This window comes from Solihabitans fulvus, from assembly GCF_008386585.1.
GTDB classification, from domain to species: Bacteria; Actinomycetota; Actinomycetes; order Mycobacteriales; family Pseudonocardiaceae; genus Solihabitans; species Solihabitans fulvus.
In genome coordinates, this window is sequence record NZ_VUOB01000036.1 from 1 (window position 1) to 20,255 (window position 20,255).

A 20,255-nucleotide genomic window follows, 5' to 3' on the forward strand; every position below is an offset into this window, starting at 1 on the left:
CAACGGCACCGACGACACCTCGGTGAGGTAGGCCAGGTCCTCGGTCTTCTTCCACCCGGTGAGCAGCGCCGAGGTGGCGTTGTAGGTGACCCGTTCCCGCCGCAGCGTCCACGCCTCGGTGCGGGCCTGCAACGCCAGGTTGTAAACCTTCCGCACGCACCCGAACGTGCGCGACAGCTCGACCGCCTGCGCGTCGGTGGGATAGGAGCGGTACTTGAACGCCCGCTTCACCTGGCTGGCCACCATCCACAATGTACAGAGCCTGGTGGTGGACCCCGCGGTCGGGTGGGTGGCGGAGCTACACCACCGGGGATCGAGCTCAGCACCCGCGTGCCCGAGTGGTACGGGTGGTCGTCGAGCAACCTGCCGGTCCTGGTGCCGGCGGCGCTGACCGGGCTGCCGGTGCTGCTCGCCGCGCGCCGTCCGCTGGTGGCCTGGCGGCTGTCCCTGCTGTTGATCCTGGTCACGCCGACGCTGAACGCGTTCTTCGCCAGGCAGCGGATCGTCGAGGCCCGGCTGATGGAGATGCCGTGGACCTGGACGCTGACGGCCGTGACCGCCTTGGTCCTCTATCGGGTCAGCGAGCGCTACGAGCCGCCCGTGACGACTGCCGTCTGGCTGCTGACCACCGTGGCCTGCTGGCTGTACCCGCACCACCAACCCGAAAGCGTGTTGGTCGCGATCGGGAGCGGCGGGATCGTCCTGCTCGGCAACGCCGTGCGGCTGCGCAGGCTGGCCGAGAGCGGCCAACGCGAGCAGGAGAACCGAACGGCCGAGGAGCAGTCCAAGTCGGCGGTGTTGGAGGAGCGCGCCAGGATCGCGCGCGAGCTGCACGACGTGGTGGCGCACCACATGTCCGTGCTGGCGGTGCGCGCCGACTCCGCGCCCTATCGGCTGTCGGCGATGCCGGCGGACGTGCGGGAGGAGTTCGTCGACCTGCACCGCACCGCGCACGAGGGGCTCACCGAGATGCGTCGGCTGCTCGGCGTGCTGCGCACCGAGCGGGACGGCTCCGACACCGCGCCGCAACCCACGCTGGCACAGATCGACGACCTGGTCACCCAGTACCGCAAGGCCGGCACGTCGATCACCATGGCCACCACGCTCGGCCCGGAGCCGCTGTCGGCCGGCGTCGCGCTGTCGGCCTACCGCATCGTGCAGGAGGCGCTGAGCAACGCGGCCCGGCACGCGCCGGGCGCGACCGTGCGGGTCGAGTTGGAGCGCGAACCGGACCTGGTGCGGATCCAGGTTCGCAACACCGCCGCGACGGCGACGGCGACCGAGCCGGCCGAGGGTCGGCCGCGACACGGCCTGGTCGGCATGCGGGAGCGGGTCAGCATGCTCGGTGGCACGCTGGCCACCGGCCCGACCGAGCACGGTGGATTCGTTGTCACGGCGCTGTTTCCCCTGGCCGGCACCCCATGAGCACGACGGTGGTGATCGCCGACGACCAGCGGATGGTGCGGGAGTGCTTCCGCGCGGTGCTCGACGCGCAACCCGACCTCGAGGTCGTCGGCGTGGCGGCCGACGGCGCCGAGGCGGTGACCGCCGCCGACGAGCTGCGCCCTGACGTGGTGCTGATGGACATCCGGATGCCCGTGCTGGACGGTCTCGCCGCCACCGAGCGGATCGCGCTCGACGGGAGCGGGGACGGGCCACGGGTGCTCGTGCTGACCACCTTCGACCTGGACGACTACGTCTACCGCGCGCTGCGGGCCGGGGCGAGCGGCTTCCTGCTCAAGGACTCCCCGCTGGCCGACCTGGTCAACGCCGTGCGCGTGGTGGCGGCGGGCAACGCACTGTTCGCCCCGTCGGTCACCCGCAGGCTGATCGCCGACTTCGCCGCGCGGCGGCCACGGCCCCAGGACACGTCGGGCCTCGCCCAGCTCACGGCGCGCGAACTCGAGGTGCTTCGGCTGATCGCGCGGGGACTGTCCAATGTGGAGATTGCCGTCGCCCTGGTCATCGTCGAGCAGACCGCCAAGTCGCACGTGAGTCGGGTGCTCACCAAGCTGGGGCTGCGGGACCGCGCGCAGGCGGTCGTGCTCGCCTACGAGGCCGGGCTGGTCGTGGCCGGCGAGTAGTACCGGGGTAGCACGAGCCTCGGCCCCGCTACCCGGGGAGGACGGGAAGACGCCTCCCCGGCGCGATGCGTTCGCCTGCCTCGATTTCTAGCGTCGGTGTCGATCAGCCGGGAGTGTCCCGGCGTCGACCGAAGGACGCGCCGTTGTCGCTCACCGTTTCCCGGCCACTGCTCCGGCCCGCCCGCCGCCTGCCGACCGCGTCGGTGGTGCTGGCCGGCGTGTTCGCCGGTGTTGCGGTGCTGTGCTGGCTGGCCGGCTGGCAGCCCGGCGTGGACACCTCGGTCTACCGGTCGGCGGCGCTGGCGCTGTGGCACGGGCAGCCGCTCTACGACCTGCTCGCGGCGCCACCGATGATCCCGGAGCTGCGGTTCACCTACCCGCCCATCGCCGCACCGCTGTTCCTGCCGCTCGCCGCGCTGCCCAACCAGCTCGCCTGGGGCGTGCTGGCGATGGCGTCCTCGGTGTCGCTGGGAGTGGTGGCGCGGCTGACCCTGGTGCGATGTCCGTGGATCGCGGTGGTCGGCGTGCTCGCGGTGGAACCGGTGTGGCGGTCGCTCGGCCTCGGCCAGGTGAACCTGGTGCTGCTCGCGCTGGTCATGCTGGATGTGTTGGCGCTGCGTGGTTCCCGCTTCGCCGGGGTGCTCGTCGGGCTGGCAGCGGCGATCAAGCTCACCCCGTTGATCTTCGTCGCGCACCTGGCGATCACGGGGCGTTGGCGGGACGCGGCTCGCGCGCTCGGCACGTTCGCGGCGCTGCACGCGGTCGGCGCGGTGTTGTTGCCGGCCGACTCCGCGCGGTTCTGGACCGAGGCGATGCTCGGCGGCAACCAGGCCACCAGGAACTCGTGGTGGGGCAACCAGTCACTCAACGGCCTGATCCAACGGCTGTCCGGCGAGGCGTCCTGGGCTTTCGCCGCCGCAGCGATGGCGGCGTTGGTGTGTCTTGCCGGGTGCGCGGTGCTGGTGCGCGCGCTGCACCTGCGGGCCGAGCCGGTGGCCGCGGTGCTGGTGACGGGCTTCTGCGGGGTCCTGGTCAGCCCGGTCTCGTGGAGCCACCACTGGGTGTGGGCGGTGCCGCTGGTGCTGTTGTTGGCGCGCCGCGGCCGTTGGCTCGCTGCGGCGCTGACCGCGGCGGTGTTCACGGGTGGGAGCTTCGCGTTGGTGCCGCAGGACAACGGCGTGGAGTTGTGGTGGACACCGTTGCAGGCGTTGCTTGGCAACGCCTACGTGCTCGCCGCGCTGGCGGGTCTGCTGCTGTTGGCGGTCCGGCTCGCGCTCACGCGGACCGGGACGACGGGGAGCGGCCAGGCCGACCGGTCAGGACGGCCACGACGGTGAGCACCAGAGTGACGGCCGCGAGCGTGGCGAAGCCGTAGCGGGTGTCGGTGCGGTCGGTGACGGTCGAGACGACGAGCATCACCACGATGGTCGAGGCGAGCCCGATTCCGTTGGCCAGCCCGAAAACGCGGCCTACCCGGTCGGGCGGCGCGGTGACGAGCAGCAGCGCGCGGCTCGCGATGCGCGCCTGCCCGTACGTCGCCGCGCAGCAAAACACGGTCGCGATGAGGCCCGCGGTGCCGAACTGTGGTTGCAGCACCAGGAACAGGACGGTGGCCAGGTAGCCGACCAGCGCGATGCGCAGGTCGGTGAACCGGCTGCCGACCGCCCGGTACGCGGCCGCGGCGAGCAGGAACCCGGTGCCGCCGACCGCGTCCACGATCCCGACCAACCCCGTCCCGGCCCGCATCTCCGTCAGCACCAGGATGGGCATCAGGGCGTTGAAGACGGTCACCACGATGTTTCCCTGCGCGTACAACATGATCAGCCGCCACGTCGACAGCGGCGCGGACGCGGTGACCGACTCAACGACCGGTGTGGCCGAGACCGGCAGCCCGGTCGGCCGACGGCCGACGGCGAACACGCAAAGGGCCGAGGCGGCGAAGGTGGCCGCGTTGAACACGAACAGCGGGGTGGTGCCGAACCGCTGCAACGCGAAGCCGCCGATCGACGCGGACAGCAGCATCCCGGCCTGGAGCGCGATCTCGTAGCCCGCGTTGAAGCGACGCAGGTCGGCGGGCGGGACGCGTTCCTTGATCAGCGCCGCGCTGGCCGGCAGGAACAACGCGCTGACTACCGCGAGCGCGAAGTTGCTTGCGTAGACGACCGTGTCGCCCGAGCCGCCTGCCGCCAGCCCGAGCGGCAACGCCAGCGCGGCGACGACACTGGTGAGATCGCAGGCCAGCCACAGCCTGCGACGGTCGAACCGGTCGGCCAGCCGGCCGAACCAGGGGGACAACACCGCCTGCGGCAGCGCGACGGCGATGAACAGCCAACCGACCGCGAGCATCGTCGAGTTGGATCTGACCAGTAGCAGCGCCGAGGCGATCAGCTGAATGTTGTTGCCCAGCGCGGTGATGAACGTCGCGGGGAGCAGCAGCCGCGTTGCCGCCGCACCCGGACGCAGGGTGGTCATGTCGTTGTCCCCCAGTGGTTCGCCGTCCACTGCCGACACGGATCAGTGTGCCTGGCAGGGCACGGGCAGGGTACCGGGGTGCTCGGCGAGCAGTTCCCTGGCCATGCTCCTGACGATCTCCGCCAACAGGGTCGGCAGCGACTACTCGAACCGAGCCCGGTGCGCGACGGCCCAGTCCTCGAAGCCGCGCGCGGGCCGGCCGGTGATCTCCTGCACGGTAGACAGGACCGAGGAGTCGTCGAACTCGCCGTCGACGAAGAACCGGAAGAACGCGTCGACGTACTTCGCCGGGATGGTGCGACTCATCTCCGCCCTGGCCTCGTCGTCGGGCTGGGCCCGCAGCGACACCGGCCGGCCGAGCACCCGGCCGAGGATCTCGGCGCGGTCGGCCGGGAGCAGCGCGGCCGGACCGGTCATGGCGTGGCTGCGGCCGTGGTGCTCCCGACGGGTCAGCACGGCCGCGGCGACGGCGGCGATGTCGCGCGGGTCGATGGCGGCGATCGGCACGCCGGCGAACGGCGCGGTGACGACGTCGCCCTCGCGCAGCTGCGGCACCCACTCGAAGGTGTTGGACATGAAACCGCTCGGCCGCAACAGGGTCCAGCCGATGCCGGACTCGCGGACGGCGGCCTCTGAGGCCAGGTGCATCCCTGCGACGGCGTTGTCGGGGTTGCCGCCGACCACCGACCGGGACGACAGCAGCACGACGTGGCCGACCCCGGCGGCGCGCGCCCTGGCCAGCACCCCTGACATGTCCGCGAACCCGCCGAGCAGGAACACCCCGTCGACGCCTGCGAGGGCGTCCGCCAGGCTCTCCGGGTCGTTCAGGTCGCCGCCGGCGGTCTGAACACCGTGCGGCGCCTCGAAACTGGCCGGGTCGCGGACCAGCGCGCGCACCGGCCGGCCCTGGTCGGCCAGTGCCGCGACCAGCTCGCCCCCGACGTGGCCCGACGCACCTGTCACCAAGATCATTTAACTGGTTCCCTTCGACTGTTGCGGATTCAGGGCCCGGTAGCGGGCGTCCTGGTAACGACAGAACACCGTCATGCAGAGCACGGCGACGAGCAGCCCGCACGGTGCGAGCAACGCGAGGTGGCCGCTGCCGACGAGCAGCACGCCGACGAGGACCGCACCGGCGCCAGCCACGATGCTGTTGATGGCCGCGACCATGCTCGCCGCCGTGAACAGGCCGGTCAGGAAGCTCGGCTTGGTCGCGAGCGACGCGAGCGCCTCGGCGGTCTCGCCGCCGGCGCCCCACGGCGTGAAGTACCGCGCCGCGCGGGGGTCCAGCTCCCGGTAGTACTCGCGGATGCGGGCGATGCCGGCCAGGTAGCGCACGTTCTGCACGCCGGTGTCGACCAGCCGGACGGTGGTGAAGATCCCCAGCAGCAACAGGGCCGGCAGCACCGTCGACGCGAACGGCACCACCATGCTGGGCGACTGCGCGGCGAAACCGAGCGCCACCAGCGCACTGGACAGCACCGACAGGTACAGCGACGCGCGTCCGGTGGCCTCGCTGACCGTGGTCGACGCCGCCGACTGGAGCACGAAGTGCTCGGTCACCAGGGCGGACATCAGGTCAGGGTGCCTTGGCCCCGCCTGGGGCGTTCCCTCCGGCCTGTGCCCGTTCGGGGCGGGCGGGGCCGCGTCGCCCTCGACCGTCCCGCTCGTCCTGTCACTCATCGGACCGCCTCCCCCGCTTTCCTGTGTGCTGACACTCGACGAGCGATGTTAGGGATCGTTCCCTAACATCGCGGTAGACTAGGCACGCCATAGCCGATCGGACAAGGGGGGTCCCATGCGCCGCAGTTCCGCCGAGACCCGCGCGCACGTCCTCGAGGTGGCGCACGAGCTGTTCTACTGGCAGGGCATCCGGGCCGTCGGCGTCGACCGGGTCGCGGCCGAGGCCGGGGTCGCGCCGACCACCCTCTACCGGTTGTTCGCCTCCAAGGACGACCTCGTCGCCGCCTACGTGCAGCGCGCGGACGGGCTCTACCGCGAGTGGTTCGACGAGGTCACCTCGGACGACGGCCGCGCCCCGCTCGACCGGCTGCGCGCCCTGTTCGACGCACAGTTCGAGCAGGTGCAGCCGGAGCAGTGCCGGGGCTGCCCGTACCTGATGGCCCTCGCCGAGCTGCCCGACCCCGACCACCCCGCGCACCAACACGCCGTCGGCACCAAGACCTGGGTCCGGATGCGCCTCGGCGAGCTGACCGCCGCCATGGGCGTCGCCGATCCCGTCGAGCTCGCCGACCGACTCACCCTCGTCATGGAGGGCGTGTACGCCTCGGTGCAGGCCCTCGGCGTGCGAGGCCCGGCCAGCAGGGCGCGGGACCTGGCCGACCTGCTGCTCACCACCGCCGAGCCCGCGACTTAAGCACTCCGGGCCACCACGTCGAGCACGGCCTTGCCGCGCAGCACGCGGGAGGACAACGCCGTCACGGCCTCGTCGATCCCCTCCCACGGCCCGCGCCAGCCGACCTGCGCCCTGAGCCGGCCCGAGGCGAGCAGGTCGAGCAGCACTTGGAGCTGCCGACGCCGGTCGGTCAGGCCGGCGCCGTTGTAGACCGAGGTGATCGACGTCGGGTTCGGCCGGCCGAGCGTCGCGCCCGGCGGGAACGCGGCGGCCTCGCCCGACGCCCAACCGACGCTCTGCACGCTGCCGCCGGAAGAAAGCAGGCCGTACGCCGCGACCAGCTGCGGGCCGCCGACCAGGTCGATCACCACGTCGACCGGCTCGTGCATCCCGGCCAGCCCGATGACCACCTCGGCCGCGCCGAGCTCGGTCAGCCCGCCGCCGCTCGCGGCGGACCCGACCGACGCGATCACGTGCGCACCGCCAATGGCCGCGAGTTGCACGGCGAACGAGCCGACCCCGCCGGACGCGCCGGTCACCAGCACGCGCCGCCCGGTGATCGGCCCGGCCTGCTCCAACGCCCGCAGCGCGGTGCCGGCCGCGACCGGCAGCGTCGCCGCCACACCGAGGTCGACCAAGTCCGGCACGACCGCCACGTCGATCGCGTCCACCGCGCGGCGCTCCGCCCAGCCGCCGCCGTCCGCGAACGACACCACCCTGCTGCCGACCGAGGGGCCGCCGCCGTCCGCCGCCGAGGCCAGCACGATCCCCGACGCGTCGAACCCGAGCACGGTGCCCGGTTCCGACCGTTCGGCAAAGAACAGCTCGGCCGAGTTGAGCGAGGAGTGCCGGACCTCGATGAGCACCTGCCCTGGTCCCGGCACGGGGTCGGGCGCCTCGCCGAGACGAAGCCTCGACGGCGCGGTCGGATCGACAACGAGGGCACGCATGGAAGTTCCGTTCGTCGTGGTGGCGGGAACCCGCAAGCGGGTCAGAACATCGCGCCGTTGGCGCGCACGGTCTGGCCGGACACCCAGCCGGCGTCGGAGCTGATCAACCAGCCTACGACCGGGGCGATGTCGTCGGGGTAGCCGAGGCGATTACGCGGGCTGTGGTGCGTCGCGGCCTCGATCGACGCCGGCGTCTCGGCCTCCCGGTAGAAGGAGTCGTCGATGGGGCCGGGCGCGACCGCGTTCACGGTGACCCCGCGGGCGCCGAGTTCCTTGGCCGCCGCCAACACCATCCGTTCGACGGCCGCCTTGGATCCGGAGTAGAGGCCGTACGCGCCGGTCATGATCGACGTGAGGGTGGTGGACAGCACCACGTAGCGGCCCTGGTCGTTGATGTGCCGAATGGTGGCGCGCAACGTGTTGAAGGCGCTGCGGGTGTTCAGGTTGACCAGGTTGTCGAAGTCCTCGTCGGTGCAGTCGCCGAGCGGCTTCTTCAGCACCGCGCCCGGGGTGTGCACGACGATGTCCAGCCTGCCGTGCCTGGCCACCACGCCCTCGAACAGCGCGTCGACGTCGGCAGAGGAGCTGGCCTCGGAGCGGATCGCCTCGGCCGTCACCCCGTGCTCCTCCAACACCGACAGGGTCTGCTTGGCGGCGCGCTCGTTGTTCGCGTAGGTGATCACCGTGGTCGCCCCGCGCGCGGCGATGTGCTCGGCGAACGCCGCGCCCTGGTTGCGCGAGCCGCCGACCACGATCGCGACCTTCCCCTCGAGATCGCGGACCAGTGTTGATGGCATGGAGTAGTTCCTTTCGTTACAGCGCAACAAGATTCCAGTCGTCCTCGCGCGCGGCGGCGAGGGCGGACTCCAGCACGGCGGCCGTCGAGGGGCAGAGGCCGTCGGACCGCCACACGATGTCCAGGTCCACCTGCGGCAGGTCGCCGAGCAGCGGCAGCGCGACCAGCCCGGCCGGCAGGTGCGGCCCGACCGACCTTGGCACGACGGTGAAGCCGTCCTCGCCGCGCAGCGGGGTCTGCCGCAGGCCGGGCTGCGGGTGCTCCCAGACGGCGAACCGCTCCCCCGCGCCGGCCAGCGCGCGCATGACCACGTCGTGGTAGCGGGGCGCCAACTGCCTGCCGAAGAAGCAGAACGTCTCGCCGCGCAGGTCGCGCAGCGACACCTCGGGGTGGTCCGCGAGCCGGTGTCCCGCCGCGACGACCGCGACCAGCGGCTCGCTGCGCAGCAGTGCCCTGGACAGCCCGGCCGCGCCCGTCATGCTGTGCGACACTGCGAGGTCCAGGCGGCGGTCCCGCAGCGCCAGCTCCAGATCCGGCGTCCACGCCTCCCGCACGTCCACGCGGACGTCCCTGTGCCGCTCGCCGACGGCGGCCAGCAGCCGGGGCACCGTCTCGTAGGCGGCGCTGGCGACGTAGCCGAGCCGGACGGGCTTGGACCCGGCCGCGACGCGCGTGCGCAGCACCAGGTCGTCGGCCTCGGCCAGCAGCCGCCGCGCCGACTCGACGAACACCTCGCCCGGCGCGGTCAGCCGTGTCGGCCTCCGCTCGAACAGCTGGACGCCGACGCCGCGTTCCAGATCGCGGATCTGCCGGCTCAGCGACGGCTGCGCCAGGTGCAGGCGCGCCGCCGCGCGGCGGAACCCGCCCTCGTCCGCGACCGCGACCACGTACCGGAGAACACGTAGCTCCAACTGCGCTCCTCTATGCCTCCCCGGACGGCGCCGGGAACGATCAGGACGCAGTGTCGCCGCCCGCGCGGGCAGTCTCCTGGCAACGGCTGCCAGCGACGGGTCAGCCGGCGCGGAGCAGGCGGATCAGATCGTCACCGGTCCCGGCCGCACGGTCCGGCCGGTCGACACCATGGTCAGTCCGCGCCACGCCGCGCACCTGCACCGGGCCGGGGTCGCCGTGACCGTCACCGTCGTGCGCGACCGCGCACGCCTCCATGATCGCCGCCGCCCTGACGGGATCACCCGAAACCAACGCAGCCAACGCGAAACCGACACCCAACACCACCACCAGCGGCAGGTCAGCCGGCACGAAGCAAACGGATCAGATCGTCGCCGGTCCCGGCCGCACGATCGGACCGGTCCACGCCATGGTCGCTCCTGACCGCGCCGCGCACCCGCACCGGGCCGGGATCGCCGCGACCGTCGCCCTCGTGCGCGACCGCACACGCCTCCATGATCACCGCCGCCCTGACGGGATCACCCGAAACCAACGCAGCCAACGCGAAACCGACACCCAACACCACCACCAGCGGCAGGTCAGCCGGCACGAAGCAAACGGATCAGATCGTCGCCGGTCCCGGCCGCACGATCGGACCGGTCGACACCATGGTCGCTCCTGACCGCGCCACGCACCCGCACCGGATCGGGATCGCCGCGACCGTCGCCCCCGTGCGCGACCGCACACGCCTCCATGATCACCGCCGCCCTGGCGGCGTCGCCCGAGGCCAACGCAGCCACCGCGAAACCGACACACAACACCACCACCACCACCAGCGACGGGTCAGCCGGCACGAAGCAGGCGGATCAAGTCGTCGCTGGTCCCGGCCGCGCGATCGGGCCGGTCCACGCCATGGTCAGTCCTGGCCGCGCCACGCACCCGCACCGGATCGGGATCGCCGAGACCGTCGTCCTCGTGCGCGACCGCGCACGCCTCCATGATCGCCGCAGCCCTCACGGGATCACCCGAAGCCAACGCGGCCACCGCGAAACCGACGCCCAACGCCACCAGCAGCGGCAGGTTCCGGACCGGGCGCATCAGGTCGAGCGCTTCCCGCAGCTTGGCCTCGGCCTCGCCGGGGTCGCCGGTGTCGGCGAGCGCGATGCCGTGGGAGATGCGGGCCCAGATCTCCCCGACCGGCGCCGCGCGGTCGGCCTGCGCCAGTCCGCTGCGCGCCTCCTGGTGCCTCGGGATCGCAACCACCAGGTCGCCCGCTCGGCTGGCCAGGTCGGCCTCGATCAGCCGGAGCCGCACCAGCGTGTCGACCGGAACGCCCGAGGTCCCCGTCCTCCTGGCTGCGGCGATCGCGGCGGCGGCGCCGGCCAGGTCGCCGTCCCAGCTGCGCAGCTGCGCCAACCAGATCAGCGTGACCAGCGCCTCGTCGGCGCACACCCACGGGGTGATCAGTTCGGCCGCCTCGGTCATCAGCTCGGCTGCGGCCGCCACCCCGTCGGTCCTGGCGCGCAGGGTGGCCAGCGCCAGCAGGGCGCGGCTCAACCCGCGCCGCTCCCCCACCCGCCGGAAGCCGAGGACCGCGGCCTCGAGGTCGGCGGCGGGCCCGTCGCCGCCCTGGTTCAGCCGAACCGTGCCGCGCAGCAGCAGCGCGGTGCTCGCCAGCCACTGGTCGGGCGAGCGCACGCACTCCTGGAACGCGGACGGGTCGCCGGCCTCGTTGGCCCACACCGCCGTCAGGGCGGTGAAGACGGGGTTCGGCGGCCGGTCCTCCGCGCGGGCCCGGTGGTGCAGCCGGCCGAACGCCACCGCCGAACCGCCGAGCCTGCGGGCCGGTGACCAGCCCGTGTACTCGGGGAGGCAGCAGGCGTAAGAGCAGGCCAGGTAGGCGGCGGTCAGGCCGGCGGGCGGCCCGCCGCCCGCCAGGTCGAGCACCCGCCGCCGCCACAGCTCGGCCTCGGTGCGGAACCCGCGCGGCAGCCAGTACCAGACCAGCGCGCCGCACAGCCGGAGGGCGAGCGCGGTGTCGCGGTCGCGCACCGCCCATCCCAGCGCCGCAACGCAGTTGTCGTGCTCGGCGGCCAGCCGCGCGAACCAGTCGTCCTGGTTCGCGGTGCGCAGCGCGGGTTCGGCCAGCTCGGCGAGGTCGCGGAAGTACGCGGCGTGCGCCTTGGCCAGCGCCGCGGCGTCGTCCCGCGCGGCCAGCTCCTCGGCCGCGTACGCGCGGATCGTCTCCAACATCCGGTAGCGGTCGCCGTCCAGCTCCACCAGGGACTTGTCGACCAGCGAGGGCAGCGCGTCGAGCACGTCGCCGCCGCAGACCCGCTCCGCGCCCTCCAGCGTGGCTCCCCCGACGAACACCGACAGCCTGCGGGCCAGGATCTGTTCCGGCTCGGTCAGCAGGTCCCAGCTCCACGCGACGACCGCGCGCAGCGTCTGGTGCCGGGGCAGGGCCGTCCTGGCTCCCGAGGTCAGCAGCCGGAACCGGTCGTCGAGGCGGTCGGCGATCTGGCCGGGACTCATCGCGCGCAGCCGGGCGGCGGCCAGCTCGATCGCCAGCGGCATCCCGTCGAGCCTGTGGCAGATCGCGCACACGGCCGCGCAGTTGTCCTCGTCGAGGACGAAGCCGGGCCGCGCGGCCGAGGCCCGGTCGACGAACAGGCGCACGGCGGCGAACCGCGCGGCCTCCTGCGCGGTGGCACCGTCGGGAGCCACCTCGAGGGGCGGCACCGGGCACAGCACCTCGCCGTCGACGCCGAGCGGCTCCCGGCTGGTGGCCAACACGGTCAGGCCGGGGCAGCGCGCGAGGAGCTCCTCGACCAGCGCCGCCGCGCCCGCCACCACGTGCTCGCAGTTGTCGACGACGAGCAGCAGCCGCTTGCCGGCGAGCACGGCGGCGAGCTGTTCGACGGGGTTGGGGTTCGGGGTCTCGGTGTGCTCGCCGAAGCCGATGGCGGCGGAGACAGCGTTGACGACCGAGGCCGAATCCGCCACGGCGGCCAGTTCTACCAGCCAGCAGCCGTCCGGCCAGCGCTCCGTGAGCCGCGCCGCCACCTCGCCTGCGAGCCGCGTCTTGCCGGCCCCGCCGGGGCCGACGAGCGTGAGAAGTCGTGACGTGCCAAGCAGTCCGCCGATCCGGTCGACCTCGGCCGCCCTGCCGACGAAGCTGGTCAGCCTGCCCCGCAGGTTCGTCGTCGGCCGCTCCCGTGCGGGGCAGGGGCGGTCCCTGAGCGCGGCGAGGTAGGCGTCGGTCAGCGCCGGGGACGGGTCGACACCAAGCTCCTCGCACAGCGTGCCCTTGGTGCGTAGGAACACTTCCAGCGCCTCGGGTCGCCGCCCCGCGGCGGCCAGCGCGGTGATCAGCCTGGCGGCGACGGTCTCCCTGAGCGGGTGCGCGGCGGCCTCGGCGGACAGCTCCCGGACGACCTCGGCGGCCCGGCCGAGCGCGAGGTAGGCGTCGGCCCGCGCCTCGACGGCGCCGAGTCGCTGCTCGTCCAGCAGCGTCGCGCCGGCGATCAGCTGCGGGAAGTCCGCGAGGTCGGCGACGGCCTGCCCGCGCCACAGCGCGAGCGCCGCGTCCAGCGCGATCGCGGCCCGGTCGGCCGCGCCGTCCGCGAGCAGGCGGGCGCCCTCCGCGAGGAGGCGGGCGAACCGGTGCGCGTCGACATCGTCCGGGTCGACCGCCAGCGCGTAGCCGGGGGCCCGAGCCTCCACGACGCGCGCTGGCGCGAGCGCGGCCCGCAGGCGTTTCACCAGTGTCTGCAACGCGTTGGCGGCGTTCGCCGGTGGCGCGCCTGCCCAGATCGCGTCGATGAGCCGTTCGGCGGACACCGCCTTGCCCGGCTCCAGCGCGAGCAGTGCCAGCAGCGCCCGCACCCGTGGGCCGCCGACCCGCAGCGGCGCGCCGTCCGCCCCGAAGGCGGTCACCGGGCCCAGCATGGCAACGCGCATGGCAGTGTTCCTTCTCGACACGAGCTGGCTGGCCGGCCGACGCCGGCTGGTTCTGATGGCGCAGGCGACTCCGCTGTCGGCCGTTACCCAAGTCCACCATACGTATTCTTTGCGAGACGGTGCATAGGCTTCAATCTGATTTCTTTGTCCGATCGTCTCCGCCGGGCCGAGCTACGCTCATATTGTGGACATCCTGAGCGACACGCTCTCGGCGTTGCGCACCGGCCGACCCGCGTCGGTCCGCACCGACGCCCGCGCGCCGTGGGGGCTGCGGTTTCCCCCGGTGGCCGGGGCCGGATTCCACGTGGTGCTCCAGGGCAGCTGCCTGCTCGTGCCGCCCGACGGGCCGCCGGTCCCGCTCGGTCCCGGCGACGTCATCTTCCTGCGCTCGGGCTGCCAGCACCTGCTGTGCGACGACCCGGCGAGCCCGGTCCGGGACTTCACGCCGGATCCGGACGACGCCGGCTCCCCCGTCGGCCGGATCACCGTCGGGGGCGCGGGCGCCCGCGCGGTCGTGCTGTGCGGGGCCTACCACCTCGACGTGGCGCGGCACCATCCGCTGCTCGGCGACCTGCCCGAGGTGCTGCACCTGCCGGCCCGCGTCGGCTGGCACCAGGTGCTGCGCTCGGCCATCGACCAGCTCAGCACCGAACTGGTCCGGCCGACGCCGGGGTCGGACGCCGTCGTCGTCTCGCTGATCGACCTGTTGCTGGTCCTCATCCTGCGGGCCTGGTACGACGAGCAGTCGCCGGACCGCGTCGAGGGCTGGGCCGCCGCCCTGACCGATCCGGTGATCGCGCCCGCGCTGCACGCCATGCACGACGAACCGGGCCGTCCGTGGACGGTCGAGTCGCTCGGCGACCGCGCGGGCCTGTCCAGGGCGGCCTTCGCGCGCCGGTTCAGCGCGGTGCTCGGCGAGCCGCCGCTGAGCTACCTCACCACATGGCGGATGACCACTGCGGCCCGCCTGCTCCGCGACACCGACACGACGCTGCACGGCATCGCGGAGAGCGCCGGCTACACCTCGGAGTTCGCCTTCGCCAAGGCGTTCAAGCGCCGCTACGACGTGCCGCCGGGCACATATCGGCGGCAGCACCGCGCCTCCTGACCGAATCTCGTTGCGCGGCAAGGGGAACGGTCAGTAGTAACGGCGCAGCCCCGGCCACAACCTCGACCACGGCTCCGCGGGCCGGGAGCACAGCGTGACGGGCGTGCCCTGTTCGTCGTTGGCCACGCCGACGCCGTTGTCATTGCGCGCCACCTCGTGGCAGTCCGCGAACCGCACCCGCAGCGTGTCGTCCGGAAAGCGGCCGACGAGCAGCACCGGCCCGGTCATCGTGTCCGGCGGCGGTCCCCAGTCCGCGTAGGACATGTGGCCGGAATACGGCGTCGGCAACCCGCGCTCGGGGCCGTAGCGCTGGATCGCGCCCGCCTGCCCGTAGTTCCGCGTGAGGATCACGGCCGTGCCGCGCTGCTCCGGCGGGATCCGTTGCCAGGCCGCCGCGACGGTGTCCACGAAGCGCGGCCAGCCGACCTGTTCGCCGGACTCCTTGTTGACCGCCAGCACCGGGCCAAGCGCGCGCTCGGGCAGCACCGGCAGCCCGATCAGCACCGACACCACGATCCCGACGGCGGCCGCGACCGAGGCCCAGCGCCACGCGCGGCGGCGAGCGAGCCAGTCGAGCACCGGTTCGGCGCCGGCCGCGACGAACAGCAGCAGCATCGGCAGCGCGTAGTAGGGCTTGCCGCCGAGCAGCAGGATCTCCAGGCACAGCACCGGATACGCCAGCGCGACCGCGCGCGCCCAGCGCAGCCGGGGGTCGCGCCACGGCCGCAGCAGCCCGGCCAGCCACACCGGCACCAGCACGGGCGACAGGTAGATCAGCTGGTCCGGTACGAACATCACGCGGTTCTTGAGTCCGTCCGACGCGCTGATCCCGGCGGCCACGGTCAGCTGCGGCCAGCCGTGCGTCGCCTGCCACAGCACGATCGGCGCGGCCACGAGCAGCGCGATGGCCGCCCCCGCGACCAGCCAGCCGCTGCGCAACACCCGCCGAGGCCCGACGGCCAGCAGCGAGACGCCGAGCGCGGCGATCAGCAGCAGCACCAACCACTTGTTCGTCAGACCGACGCCGACCGCCGCGCCGACCGCGAGCCACCAGCGGCCGTCGCCGGTGCGCAGCACCCGCACCACCAGCACGCCGACGGCCAGCCACACCACCAGGTCCGGGGTGATGGTCGACACCAGGTGCGTGACGCCGAGGATGAACCCGGACAGCGCGGTGCTCAGCGCGGTCGCCACCTGCGGCCCGCGCCCGCCGCCGAACTCCCGCGCGGCCGCCGCCGCCAGCAGCACGGTCGCCGCGCCAAGCAGCGTCGCGACCACCCGCAGCCCGACCGGGGTGTCGCCGAACACCGTCGTCGACAGGCGCGCCAGCAGCGGGGTCAGCGGCGGCTGGTCGACATAGCCCCACGCCGGATGGTTGCCCGCCGCGAGGAAGTACAGCTCGTCGCGGTGGAAGCCGTACCGGCCGGACAGCGCCGTGAGCACCGCGGCCTGCGCCACCATGACCGCGCCGACCGCGCGCCAGGCGAACCGGGGCAGGGCGACGGTCGCGGCGACACGCGGGTGAACCCCAGTTGTCACGGCGACAGTCTGCGCCCCGACTGGTCCGGTTGGCATGGAAACGGCGCACTTGCCGGGTGAAGTCCCGACGCGGTCGAGGCGGCAGCGCCTATGCCGCGTCGCCTATGCCGCGTCGGTGTCGGCGGTCGGGTCGCCCTCGGCGCCGATGTCCCGCTCGGTCAGCGCGTACTGCGAACCGATGGTGCCCCGGGCGATCGGTTCGTCGAACTCCAGCAGCGTCACCTCGGCGCCGTACGCGCCCTCGGCCGGCCCGATCGCATAGGCCAGGCGCAGCAGGGTCTCGTCGGTCTCCCGCTCGGCCACCTCGTAGGCGACCGCCGGCCCGTCGATCCGCCAGCTCCCGGACAGGCGCAGCTGCGTGCGGATTTCCAGCCGGCCGACATCCGTTGTGCGCCAACGAAATCGGGTGACGAGGAACGGGCCGCCCAGGCGGCTCCACTCGGTCCAGCCGGTCCCGTCGGCGCGGAAGGCAATGTCGTCGGTCTCCATGCTGCCGCCGCCGTCGAGGGGAAGGCTCGACCAGTACCCGAGCAGGTTCGAGTCGACCATGCTCAGACGGCCGAGGGCCGGTCCTCATACGGCGTGGACAGCACGACCGTGGTGCGGGTGGACACGTTGGCCACCTCGCGGATCTGCCGCAGCAGGTCCTCCAGCGCCAGCGGGCTGGCCACCCGGACGCGCAGGATGTAGGACTCCTCCCCCGCGACGGAGTAGCACGCCTCGATCTGCGGCAGGTGCTCGATCCGCTTCGGGTAGTCGTCGGGGGCGGCCGGGTCGATCGGGGTCAGCGAGATGAACGCGGTGAGCGGCAGGCCGATCTGGTCGCCGTCCAGCCTGGCCGCGTAGCCGCGCAGGACTCCCCGCTGCTCCAGCCGCCGCACCCGCTGGTGCACCGCCGACACGCTCAGCCCGACCCGCTCGGCCAGGTCGGTGAAGCTGCACCTGCCGTCGACGGCCAGCTCGCGCAGGATCGCGCGGTCCGTCGGCTCCAGACTCGTGTTCGTCACGCCCTCTCCTCACTGACGCTCGTCGAGCGCGGGAGAGGGCCGAACGGTTCACTCGCGAGCTCGTTCACGCGGGCAGCACCACCAGGTCGTGCGGCTGGTTGTTCAGCGACTCGACGCCGTCCTCCGTGGCCACCACGATGTCCTCGATCCGCGCGCCCCACCGGCCGGGCAGGTAGATGCCGGGCTCGATGCTGAACGCCATGCCCGCCTCCAGCGTCAGGTCGTTGCCGCTGACGATGTAGGGATCCTCGTGCACGTCGAGTCCGATGCCGTGTCCGGTGCGGTGCACGAAGAACTCGCCGAAGCCGGCGTCGGCGATGACCTCGCGGGCGGCCTGGTCGACGGCCTCGGCGGTCACGCCGGGGCGGACCGCGTCGACGGCGGCCTGCTGCGCGGCCTTGAGCACCGCGTAGGTCGACAGCACGTCCTCGTGCCTCGGCTCGCCGACCGAGTACACCCTGGTGCTGTCGGAGTTGTAGCCCTCCGCGATCGGGCCACCGATGTCGACAACCACCACGTCGCCCGCCTCGATGACGCGGTCGGACAGCTCGTGGTGCGGGCTGGCGCCGTTGGGCCCCGACCCGACGATCACGAACGCGGCCCTGGTGTGCCCTTCGGCGACGATCGCGGCGGCGATGTCGGCGCCGACCTCGGCCTCGGTCCGGCCGGCCCGCAGCCATTCGCCGACCCGCGCATGCACCCGGTCGATCGCCGCGCCCGCCCTGCGCAGGGCCGCGATCTCCGTGCTGTCCTTGCGCATCCGCAGTTCGCGCAGCACCGGCCCGGCGAGCACCTGGTCGGCGTCGCCGAGCGCGCCGCGCAGCTGGACCGCGTGCAGCGCCGGCATCATGTCGGCGACGGCGACCCGGCCGGGTGTGTCGCCCGACCGCCGCAGCAGGTCGGTGACCAGCTTGTAGGGGTCCTCGCCGTCCACCCAGGTGGCGACCTCGATGCCCAGCTCGGCGGTCGGCACGCCCGAGTATCCCGGCTGCTCCAGCTTGGGCACCACGAGCACCGGGACGCCGCCGAACTCGGCCGAGGGCAGCACGAGGCAGGTCAGCCGCTCGAACGACTCGCCGCCGATGCCGATCAGGTACTGGAGGTCCGACCCCGGCGAGACCAGCAGCGCGTCGACACCGGCTGTCGCGGCGGCGGTTCCGGTGCGGTCGAGGCGGGCGCGCAGGGCCTCGGTTTCGGTGCTGGGGGTCGTCGACATGGCGGAAAGCCTAGTCGTCCGCGGCGTCGGGCGCTGTACCCGGTTTGACCTTCGTCGCCGGGTTCCCGGGCAGGATTCGCCGCCCAGCGCATCCACCCACAGAGGTGTATCGCCGCACGACTTCCGGCGGATGTGGCGCCGGTCCCGTTCTGGCATGGTCCGGTTCGACCCGCGAAAGGGGGATCTTTCATGCGGCACAGTCTCAAACTGTTGGTGGCCACCATAGGCGTGGCCGCCGTGGTTCCGTTGACGGGCGCGCCGGCCGAGGCAGCGCAGGCGAACCCGACCGGCAGTACGGCGCCGGCGAGCACCGTCGACTGGAAACCCTGTCCCGACGCGCCTGGCGTGGACTGCGGAACGGTGACGGTTCCGATCGACTGGTCCAAGCCCGGTGGCGACACCATCCAGATCTCGTTGGCGCGCCGCAAGGCCACCGACCCGGCCGCGCGCATCGGCTCCGTGCTGATGGACCCCGGCGGTCCCGGCGGCCCCGGCGCGATCTCCGTCAAGCAGGGGTGGACGCTGTCGCCGGCGATCACCCGGCAGTTCGACACCGTCGGGTTCGACCCGCGCGGTGTCGGTGACAGCCACCCCGTGCTGTGCGGCCTGGCCGAGGAGACCGCGCCCTTCCCCGTCGTCCCGCACAGCCCCGAGGAGTTCCAGCAGCTCCTCGACCACAACAAGGCGCTCGGCGAGAGCTGCCGCGCGCACACCGGCCCCCTGTTCGAGCATGTCGACACCGTCAGCGTCGTGCACGACATGGACGCGATCCGGGCCGCGCTTGGCGAGCAGAAGCTGACCTACTACGGCGTCTCCTACGGCACGCTGATGGGCCAGCAGTACGCGGAGACGTTCCCGACGCACGTCCGCGCCCTGGTGCTGGACAGCAACATGGACCATAGCCAGTCCACCACCTGGGGCTTCCTGCGGTCGGAGAGCACCTCGGCGCAGGAGAACTTCGACCAGTTCGTCGCCTGGTGCGACCGCACCGAGGGCTGCGCGCTGCACGGCCAGGACGTTCGGGCGATCTTCGCCGACCTCTACGACAGGGCGAGCAAGGGCACGCTGACCGACCCGGCCAGCGGCACCAAGATCGCGCCGATGGACCTGCTCGGCGCCGCCACCAGCGCCTTCTACGGGCCGAGCTGGGCGCGGTTGGCCAGTGAGCTGGCCGCACTGCGGGCTGGCGCCCCGACGGCGACGCCGCTGCGCGCGGCCGCGCCGACCGCCGACGCCGTCCCCGACGCGTTCCAGTCCGTGTTCTGCCAGGACTGGCGGCTGCCGGTGCACAACTACTGGGAGCTCAACGCCTACCGGATCGGGCTGGAACTGGCCGTGGCTCCGGACATGAAGCGCTCGCCGCTGGGTTGGTCCGCGGCCACCAGCTGCCTCGGCTGGCCGGCCAAGGTGAACAACCCGCAGCACCGCCTTTCGGTGCACGGCGCGCCGCCGTTGCTGATGCTCAACAGCCGGTACGACCCGGCCACGCCGTACGAGTGGGGCCAGGCCGCGTCGCAGCAGAGCGGCGCCGCACTGCTCACCTACGACGGCTGGGGCCACGGCTCCTACTTCAAGCACAGCCAGTGCGTCGTCGACGCGACCGACAACTACCTGATCACCGGGAAGACACCGGCACGCGGCACGCACTGCGCCGCGGTCGAGCCGCCCGCCAACCAGGCGCGGACGGCCGTCCCGCAGGTGCCCGGCCTGCCGGAGTCCGCGACCCCACGCTGGGGTTCCTGACCCGAACACCAAGGGGCCGGTCGGGTGCGCGCCCGGCCGGCCTCTTGTCGTTTCCCCACAGGAGCTCGACGGCCTCGATTCGTAGTCAGTCCTTTTCAGACTGTCCACTTAGGACGATCGCACGCAGACCTGA

Annotated in this window: 21 protein-coding genes; 6 read left to right on the forward strand and 15 right to left on the reverse strand. The window is 72.8% G+C overall.

Translation table 11 applies throughout. The annotated features are described in order from the left end of the window. A partial coding sequence (locus F0L68_RS20045; RefSeq protein WP_223198969.1) for a helix-turn-helix domain-containing protein occupies positions 1–243 on the reverse strand: 243 nt, incomplete at its 3' end. 42 nt (positions 244–285) lie between these two features. On the opposite strand from F0L68_RS20045, the gene F0L68_RS20050 reads away from it, so the two are divergent. The 3 genes from F0L68_RS20050 to F0L68_RS20060 all read left to right on the forward strand — a co-directional run bounded on the left by F0L68_RS20050 (position 286) and on the right by F0L68_RS20060 (position 3,421). Next, positions 286–1,425: a sensor histidine kinase gene (locus tag F0L68_RS20050; RefSeq protein ID WP_149851155.1), complete on the forward strand. Its 1,140-nt coding sequence runs from the start codon at positions 286–288 to the stop codon at positions 1,423–1,425. After that, the gene (locus F0L68_RS20055; protein WP_149851156.1) at positions 1,422–2,084 is read left to right on the forward strand and encodes a response regulator; all 663 of its coding nucleotides are present in this window, start codon (positions 1,422–1,424) and stop codon (positions 2,082–2,084) included. The genes F0L68_RS20050 and F0L68_RS20055 overlap by 4 nt, the downstream gene beginning before the upstream one ends. Before the next feature lie 143 nt (positions 2,085–2,227). Then, on the forward strand, positions 2,228–3,421 hold the full coding sequence (locus F0L68_RS20060; RefSeq protein WP_223198970.1) for a glycosyltransferase 87 family protein: 1,194 nt from the start codon (positions 2,228–2,230) through the stop codon (positions 3,419–3,421). On the opposite strand, the gene F0L68_RS20065 is transcribed toward F0L68_RS20060, so the two are convergent. The 3 genes from F0L68_RS20065 to F0L68_RS20075 form a co-directional block, all read right to left on the reverse strand. Beyond that, entirely contained in the window at positions 3,360–4,556 is a 1,197-nt protein-coding gene (locus tag F0L68_RS20065) for an MFS transporter (RefSeq protein WP_149851158.1), read from the reverse strand. The genes F0L68_RS20060 and F0L68_RS20065 overlap by 62 nt on opposite strands. A gap of 141 nt (positions 4,557–4,697) precedes the next feature. Next, positions 4,698–5,528, reverse strand: a complete 831-nt coding sequence (locus F0L68_RS20070; protein ID WP_149851159.1) for an NAD(P)H-binding protein — start codon at positions 5,526–5,528, stop codon at positions 4,698–4,700. Continuing rightward, positions 5,529–6,239, reverse strand: coding sequence for a hypothetical protein (locus F0L68_RS20075; RefSeq protein ID WP_149851160.1), 711 nt, complete (start codon positions 6,237–6,239; stop codon positions 5,529–5,531). It abuts the gene before it with no gap. A gap of 115 nt (positions 6,240–6,354) precedes the next feature. Between F0L68_RS20075 and F0L68_RS20080 the strand changes: the two genes are divergently transcribed. Continuing rightward, positions 6,355–6,933 (forward strand): TetR/AcrR family transcriptional regulator, encoded by a 579-nt coding sequence (locus tag F0L68_RS20080; RefSeq protein ID WP_188316692.1) that lies wholly within the window; start codon positions 6,355–6,357, stop codon positions 6,931–6,933. On the opposite strand, the gene F0L68_RS20085 is transcribed toward F0L68_RS20080, so the two are convergent. From F0L68_RS20085 to F0L68_RS20115, 7 genes are all read right to left on the reverse strand, one after another. Continuing rightward, complete coding sequence (locus F0L68_RS20085) at positions 6,930–7,862, reverse strand: zinc-binding dehydrogenase (protein ID WP_149851161.1); 933 nt, start codon at positions 7,860–7,862, stop codon at positions 6,930–6,932. The genes F0L68_RS20080 and F0L68_RS20085 overlap by 4 nt on opposite strands. 41 nt (positions 7,863–7,903) lie before the next feature. Continuing rightward, positions 7,904–8,659 (reverse strand): SDR family oxidoreductase, encoded by a 756-nt coding sequence (locus F0L68_RS20090; RefSeq protein WP_149851162.1) that lies wholly within the window; start codon positions 8,657–8,659, stop codon positions 7,904–7,906. Between the two features lie 16 nt (positions 8,660–8,675). Continuing rightward, a complete protein-coding gene (locus tag F0L68_RS20095; protein WP_188316693.1) occupies positions 8,676–9,569 on the reverse strand; it encodes a LysR substrate-binding domain-containing protein in 894 nt (297 codons plus the stop codon). A gap of 100 nt (positions 9,570–9,669) precedes the next feature. Next, positions 9,670–9,918, reverse strand: coding sequence for a hypothetical protein (locus F0L68_RS20100; protein WP_149851164.1), 249 nt, complete (start codon positions 9,916–9,918; stop codon positions 9,670–9,672). Continuing rightward, a complete protein-coding gene (locus F0L68_RS20105; RefSeq protein ID WP_149851165.1) occupies positions 9,908–10,156 on the reverse strand; it encodes a hypothetical protein in 249 nt (82 codons plus the stop codon). Before F0L68_RS20105 ends, F0L68_RS20100 begins: the two co-directional genes overlap by 11 nt. Further along, a complete protein-coding gene (locus tag F0L68_RS20110) occupies positions 10,146–10,379 on the reverse strand; it encodes a hypothetical protein (protein ID WP_223198971.1) in 234 nt (77 codons plus the stop codon). Before F0L68_RS20110 ends, F0L68_RS20105 begins: the two co-directional genes overlap by 11 nt. A gap of 10 nt (positions 10,380–10,389) precedes the next feature. Continuing rightward, positions 10,390–13,509 (reverse strand): ATP-binding protein, encoded by a 3,120-nt coding sequence (locus F0L68_RS20115; protein ID WP_149851167.1) that lies wholly within the window; start codon positions 13,507–13,509, stop codon positions 10,390–10,392. A gap of 184 nt (positions 13,510–13,693) precedes the next feature. Here F0L68_RS20115 and F0L68_RS20120 point away from each other — a divergent pair, with 184 nt between their 5' ends. Next, the gene (locus F0L68_RS20120; protein ID WP_149851168.1) at positions 13,694–14,617 is read left to right on the forward strand and encodes an AraC family transcriptional regulator; all 924 of its coding nucleotides are present in this window, start codon (positions 13,694–13,696) and stop codon (positions 14,615–14,617) included. A gap of 30 nt (positions 14,618–14,647) precedes the next feature. Here F0L68_RS20120 and F0L68_RS20125 read toward each other — a convergent pair whose 3' ends face one another. From F0L68_RS20125 to F0L68_RS20140, 4 genes are all read right to left on the reverse strand, one after another. Next, entirely contained in the window at positions 14,648–16,156 is a 1,509-nt protein-coding gene (locus tag F0L68_RS20125; RefSeq protein ID WP_223198972.1) for a glycosyltransferase family 39 protein, read from the reverse strand. Positions 16,157–16,258: 102 nt separating this feature from the next. Beyond that, positions 16,259–16,705: a hypothetical protein gene (locus F0L68_RS20130; RefSeq protein WP_149851170.1), complete on the reverse strand. Its 447-nt coding sequence runs from the start codon at positions 16,703–16,705 to the stop codon at positions 16,259–16,261. Between the two features lie 2 nt (positions 16,706–16,707). Further along, positions 16,708–17,163, reverse strand: coding sequence for an Lrp/AsnC family transcriptional regulator (locus F0L68_RS20135; protein WP_149851171.1), 456 nt, complete (start codon positions 17,161–17,163; stop codon positions 16,708–16,710). A gap of 64 nt (positions 17,164–17,227) precedes the next feature. Next, entirely contained in the window at positions 17,228–18,379 is a 1,152-nt protein-coding gene (locus F0L68_RS20140) for a M24 family metallopeptidase (protein WP_149851172.1), read from the reverse strand. Between the two features lie 189 nt (positions 18,380–18,568). Between F0L68_RS20140 and F0L68_RS20145 the strand changes: the two genes are divergently transcribed. Further along, positions 18,569–20,122 carry an alpha/beta hydrolase gene (locus F0L68_RS20145; RefSeq protein ID WP_149851173.1) on the forward strand — a complete coding sequence of 518 codons (1,554 nt, stop codon included), beginning with the start codon at positions 18,569–18,571 and terminating at the stop codon, positions 20,120–20,122. Positions 20,123–20,255 lie beyond the last annotated feature (133 nt).

Bases quoted from the DNA above. Each gene is read 5' to 3' on its own strand.
- F0L68_RS20065 (WP_149851158.1), bottom strand. From the start codon at position 4,556: ATGACCACCCTGCGTCCGGGTGCGGCGGCAACGCGGCTGCTGCTCCCC.
- F0L68_RS20130 (WP_149851170.1), bottom strand. From the start codon at position 16,705: ATGGTCGACTCGAACCTGCTCGGGTACTGGTCGAGCCTTCCCCTCGAC.
- F0L68_RS20070 (WP_149851159.1), bottom strand. From the start codon at position 5,528: ATGATCTTGGTGACAGGTGCGTCGGGCCACGTCGGGGGCGAGCTGGTC.
- F0L68_RS20075 (WP_149851160.1), bottom strand. From the start codon at position 6,239: ATGAGTGACAGGACGAGCGGGACGGTCGAGGGCGACGCGGCCCCGCCC.
- F0L68_RS20145 (WP_149851173.1), top strand. From the start codon at position 18,569: ATGCGGCACAGTCTCAAACTGTTGGTGGCCACCATAGGCGTGGCCGCC.
- F0L68_RS20115 (WP_149851167.1), bottom strand. From the start codon at position 13,509: ATGCGCGTTGCCATGCTGGGCCCGGTGACCGCCTTCGGGGCGGACGGC.
- F0L68_RS20085 (WP_149851161.1), bottom strand. From the start codon at position 7,862: ATGCGTGCCCTCGTTGTCGATCCGACCGCGCCGTCGAGGCTTCGTCTC.
- F0L68_RS20140 (WP_149851172.1), bottom strand. From the start codon at position 18,379: ATGTCGACGACCCCCAGCACCGAAACCGAGGCCCTGCGCGCCCGCCTC.
- F0L68_RS20055 (WP_149851156.1), top strand. From the start codon at position 1,422: ATGAGCACGACGGTGGTGATCGCCGACGACCAGCGGATGGTGCGGGAG.
- F0L68_RS20090 (WP_149851162.1), bottom strand. From the start codon at position 8,659: ATGCCATCAACACTGGTCCGCGATCTCGAGGGGAAGGTCGCGATCGTG.
- F0L68_RS20080 (WP_188316692.1), top strand. From the start codon at position 6,355: ATGCGCCGCAGTTCCGCCGAGACCCGCGCGCACGTCCTCGAGGTGGCG.